We start from the raw sequence: 5,289 nt of genomic DNA on the forward strand, positions 1-5,289 counted from the left end.
TAATAGTCTGTAAAGATTGTTTGTAAGATATTCATATGTCTATTATGTAGAAAAATGAAGCAAAAGAAAACCCCACCCCTCAAGATTGAGGGGCAGGGGAGTTGAATAGGCGAAGCCTATTTTTTATTTTATAGGAAATATAACGTGGCATTAAAGTGTGATAGCTGTGTTTCCCGGTCAGACAGATCCAGTCCTGTACAAGGACTGGATCTTTTGCTTATCAGGGAGAACAGAAGGAATATCCGTACAGCAGCTTTTTTGATCGATTACGGAGAAAAACAAAGGGAAAACAGCTGCGAAAGAGGGCGATTCTCCGTAATCGGCCATTTCAGAGTGATTACACCGACAAAATGGAGAAAAGTGACGGTGTAAATGGAACCTTTAGGCTGGTTACGGAGAAAACCAGCAGAATGCGAGGCCAGAACCTCTCATTATTCTCCGTAGAAAGAGAAAAAGCCAGGATTACGGAGAAAAAGCGAAGATAAATGCAAAAGAGTTCAGCATTACGGAGCTAAACCAACGCAAGTGCCAAAGAATAATCAATTTTCATGACAGTCTATGGCAGACCACGAAAGAATGAAGGACAATCCAATTCTCCTACAAACCAGGACAAGCGATGAAAAGAGACACCAGAATAAAGAATAAAAGACGAAAATCACTTCTCAGAAAAATTCCAATATGCTACACTGGATAGTATCATTAAAAGAATATTTACCAGCGTCCAATGACAGCGAAGTGAAAGGAAAACCTTATGACATATGAACAGTTTAAAGAAAGATATAATATTACATTGAATAAACAGCAGGAAGAGGCTGTTTGTACAGTGGATGGACCGGTGCTGTTACTGGCAGTGCCGGGAAGTGGAAAGACAACTGTTCTGGTAAGCAGACTGGGCTATATGATTTATGGAAAAGGAATACGGCCCCAGCAGATATTAACGGTAACATATACCGTGGCGGCAACAAGAGACATGAAAGAACGTTTTATTTCCATGTTTGGTGAGGAATATGCAAGGCAGCTTGAATTCCGTACGATCAACGGAATATCACAGAAGATACTACAGTATTTTGCAGAGTGCAATCATACGACGGTGTATGATGTTGCAGACAAGGAGGCGGCGGAACTTATCAAGCAGACATTTCATGAGGTGACCGGAAATTTTGCAACAGAAAGTGATCTGAAAGATCTTCAGACCGGGATTACGTATGCTAAGAATATGCGTCTTGATCTAAATGAGATTCAGAAGATGGAAGAAAAAATACCGAATTTTCGGGAAATTTTCCAAAAATATAATAAGGAATTAAAAAAACGGCATATGATCGATTATGATGATCAGATTGTATATGCGTTACGGATACTGGAACAGTACCCACAGGTACTGCGGTATTTTCAACAGAAATATACATATATATGTGTGGATGAAGCACAGGACACGTCTAAAATACAGCATGATATGATTGCGCTTCTTGCATCATCAGCGAATAATCTGTTTATGGTTGGAGATGAAGATCAGAGTATTTATGGATTCCGGGCGGCATATCCACAGGTACTGTCATCATTCGAAAAGACGCATCCTGGTGCTGCTGTGCTTTTCATGGAGTTGAATTACAGGAGCGGCAGTGAAATTGTAGAAGCGGCAGATCGTTTTATACAAAAGAACAAAAACCGCCACAAAAAGAATGTCAGACCAACCAGGGAAGAGAAGGGCAGTGTACGGAAGATTCCGGTAAAAAACCGGGGAAACCAGTATTATTATCTTGCAAAAGTTGCAGAAGAATGTGATAAAGAGACGGCTGTTTTATATCGGAATCATGAAAGCGCCCTGCCTCTTATAGACATTCTTGAAAGAAGAGGAATTCCATATCGGATTCGAAATCATGACACAACCTTTTTCTCACACCCTGTGGTAAGAGACATTTGTGATTTTATTTCTCTGGCTCAAAATCCATGGGATGGGGAGATATTTTTGAAAATCTATTATAAAATGGGGGCAGGAATCAGTAAGGCTCAGGCAATGTATGCAATCGATCATCATGTTGGACAGGGGGCTTTGCTTGAAACGCTTTTGGAAGAAGCGGACGTGTCCAGCTACACCAGAAGACAGGGGAAGGCTCTGCTTACACATTTTCAGAATCTTGTGCATGAGAATGCAGGAAAAGCAATTTATCGGATCATTCATTTTATGGGATATGGAGAATATATGGATGACCGTGGGATGGATTCCGGCAAAGCGGATATTTTAAAAATGCTCGGCGATCAGGAGGAGAATCTTTCTGAATTTCAGAATCGATTGATCCAGTTACAGCAGATCATGTCAGAGGGAACTATGCACAGGGATGGAAATCTGATTCTGTCAACGATACATGCAAGCAAGGGCCTTGAATATGACAGAGTTTATCTTGCAGATATGATCGATGGCGTGCTTCCGGGAGTGAATCAGACAAAGGAGCCGGCGGCTTATGAAGAAGAAAGAAGACTGTTTTATGTTGGAATGACGCGGGCAAAAAATGAGTTATATGTTTTCTCATTTCAGAATGGAGAAAATTCACCGTTTGTAACAGAGCTTTTTTCGAAAAAGAAAGTTACCAGTAATCCGGCGACAGAACTGAAAGCGGGGATGAGAATCCGTCATCTGAAATTCGGCAAAGGGATTGTGCAAAAATGTGAAGGGAATACAGCAAGAGTCGAATTCGCAGATGGAAGTGTCCGGAATCTGGCAATGTCAGTGGTGTTAGGTAATCATATGATCACAGTTGAGAAGGAGTAGAATTTTCAATGCTGATTAAAAAACATTGGAGATTGGCGGAATGTCGTGTATAATATAGTACATAAGGGATATATATGAGGGAACGTGTATAGGAAATGGCATACGGTACCGTGGTGATTGAGAGTCAGACAGGGAAAGGAACAAAAATCATAATTCAGGTACCATAGGGGATTTACGAATGAAGAAATTAAGCAGGATTATCATACAACTTTTACCGGTATGGATTGTTATTATCGTAACGGTTATTGTTGCTGTGACAGGATATTCTAACATTATGGAGTGGGAAGAGGATCAGTGCTGGCTGGTTTTACAGAATGCAGCAGATGATGTGAATGAACAAATCCAGATACGTTTAGAAGATAATGGCAACTTTTTGAAAATGACAGCAGGTTCCATTCTGGATGGGGGTGCACTTCAGGATGACCAGAAACTTGCTTCAAAATTAAAAGAAGTACAGGACACAACAATTTTTACGAGAATTGATGTGCTTTATCCGGATGGAAGCGCTCTTGCGACAGATGGAACCAGAGTTCAGACAGAACTTCCTTTTGATGAAATTGCAGCAAGAGGGGATCATATGTCCAGAAGAAGAACAGATCCTAAGACGGGAACAGATGTTGTTGGTTATGCAGTACCAATTGAAGATGAAGATGGCATACATGCAGTTTTAATCGGAATTATGGACTGTAAACAGCTCTCGGAGCTTTTTCAGGTGAAAGTATACGATGAAGACACAACGGTATGTATTGTAGATCAGAGAGATGGCAGTTTTGTTATGGATAACTGGCATGAGAAACTGGGCAATATAGAAGATATGAAAAATCGGAAACTTTTAAAGGGTTACGAGAACGTTGATGTTGAAAAAGAGATCATGAACAGTCAGACAGGAAGAGTGGCGTTTGAGTCCGAAGTTAATAACGAAGACTCTTACATGTATTATGCTCCATCCGAAAATTTCCCATGGGAAGTACTTGTTATTCAACAGGAGAATGTTGTATTTGCATCGCTTCACATGATGAGACGGGCCATGTTACGCATTGGAGGAATCGGATTGCTTATGTTGATCGGATATCTTCTGATCTCGATCCATAAGACCAATCAGCTTTTGAGCAATCAAAAACAGACAGAGCATCAGCTTCAGATTTCCATGACATTGAATGCATGTGTGAAGGAACTTTCGACGTATTCGGACATCGACAAAGCCATCGATAATCTGCTTCATATCGTAAACGGATATTTTGATGGAGACCGTACCTATTTATTTGAAAATGATTATGAGAAGCAGATTACAAGGAATACCTATGAGTATGCTGCAGACGGTGTTACAAAAGAGATTGATAATCTGCAGAATGTTCCGCTTTCCTATATTCAGTTCTGGATTGATATGTTTCAAAAACAGGGTACGTTCTATATTTCTGACCGTGATAAAGAAGTAAAACCAGGGAGCGGAACTTATGAAGCACTTGAAGCACAGAATATACGTTCCCTGATTGCTGTTCCTCTGATGGAAAAAGGCAAGATCAAGGGATTTCTTGGTGTGGATAATCCTGGGAAAAATTATAATGACCTGTCACTTCTGACATCGATTGAGTTCTACATTTCAGATAGTTTATATCGTAAAGATGAGCAGGAAAAATTAAAGCGTATGAGCTTTTGCGATGAGCCGACAGGTATTTACAACCGGAACAAATTCGAGGAAGTATTACAGCATTATAAAGAGAATCTGATCCGGGATGTAGGCGTTGCGTATTTTGATCTGAATGGATTGAAAGAGACCAACGATCATTATGGACACAAAGCAGGGGATCGTCTGATCAAAAAGGTCACAGAATGCATTGATTCCGTATTCCCCAAACAGGTGTACCGTGTAGGCGGTGATGAGTTTGTTGTCATACAGTCCGGAATTCAGGAGAAGGAATTTTATGAACTTGTACAAAAGACATCAGGTCTTTTGGGAAGAGGACAGGCAAGTACGGCATGTGGAGCACTGTGGTCGGAAGATAGTAAGAACATTGAAGGACAGATTCATGATGCAGAGAAAATCATGTATGAAGACAAGCGTAAATATCATGAAGCAAAAAGATTAAGACAGCTTCAGAATGCCAGAAATAAATAAATGCTTTTTATCAGATACAATGTGCTTTGATGAGAAAAGTTATCAACAACGAAGGCCTTAGATGCTTATATATTTTAAAATATCGCGCTCTAATGATAAAAATCAGATTCAAAGGAGGAACCATCATGGTAGATTGGAAGAAAATTGCATTATTTGCAGGAGGAACATTATTCGGAACAGCAGGAATCAAGATTCTTGCAAGTGATGACGCAAAGAAAGTTTACACAAACTGTACAGCAGCAGCCCTTCGTGCGAAAGACTGTGTGATGAAAACAGTAACGCTCATTGTCAAGCTAGTTGTCAGTAAAACTTTAACTTTTTGTTGCAATCATTCAGGCTGTCAGATGTTACTTCGCACCTAAGCTAAATGTCAATGACAAGCAGCTTCGCTGATGCAATTCATCCA

At 40.2% G+C, this 5,289-nt stretch carries 3 protein-coding genes and 1 pseudogene; all 4 read left to right on the plus strand.

The window, feature by feature from the left end; all coding sequences use genetic code 11:
* The first annotated feature begins 144 nt into the window (after window positions 1-144).
* Window positions 145-372 carry a hypothetical protein gene (locus tag FYJ75_RS14070; RefSeq protein ID WP_154431038.1) on the plus strand — a complete coding sequence of 76 codons (228 nt, stop codon included), beginning with the start codon at window positions 145-147 and terminating at the stop codon, window positions 370-372.
* A 379-nt stretch (window positions 373-751) separates the two neighbouring features.
* The gene (locus tag FYJ75_RS14075) at window positions 752-2,767 is read left to right on the plus strand and encodes an ATP-dependent helicase (RefSeq protein ID WP_154431039.1); all 2,016 of its coding nucleotides are present in this window, start codon (window positions 752-754) and stop codon (window positions 2,765-2,767) included.
* Between the two features lie 178 nt (window positions 2,768-2,945).
* Complete coding sequence (locus tag FYJ75_RS14080) at window positions 2,946-4,883, plus strand: sensor domain-containing diguanylate cyclase (RefSeq protein ID WP_154431040.1); 1,938 nt, start codon at window positions 2,946-2,948, stop codon at window positions 4,881-4,883.
* A gap of 125 nt (window positions 4,884-5,008) precedes the next feature.
* Window positions 5,009-5,170, plus strand: a pseudogene (locus FYJ75_RS14085) (DUF6110 family protein); the annotation flags it as partial.
* Between the last annotated feature and the right edge of the window lie 119 nt (window positions 5,171-5,289).

Source organism: Roseburia porci, from assembly GCF_009695765.1.
Taxonomy (GTDB): Bacteria; Bacillota; Clostridia; order Lachnospirales; family Lachnospiraceae; genus Roseburia; species Roseburia porci.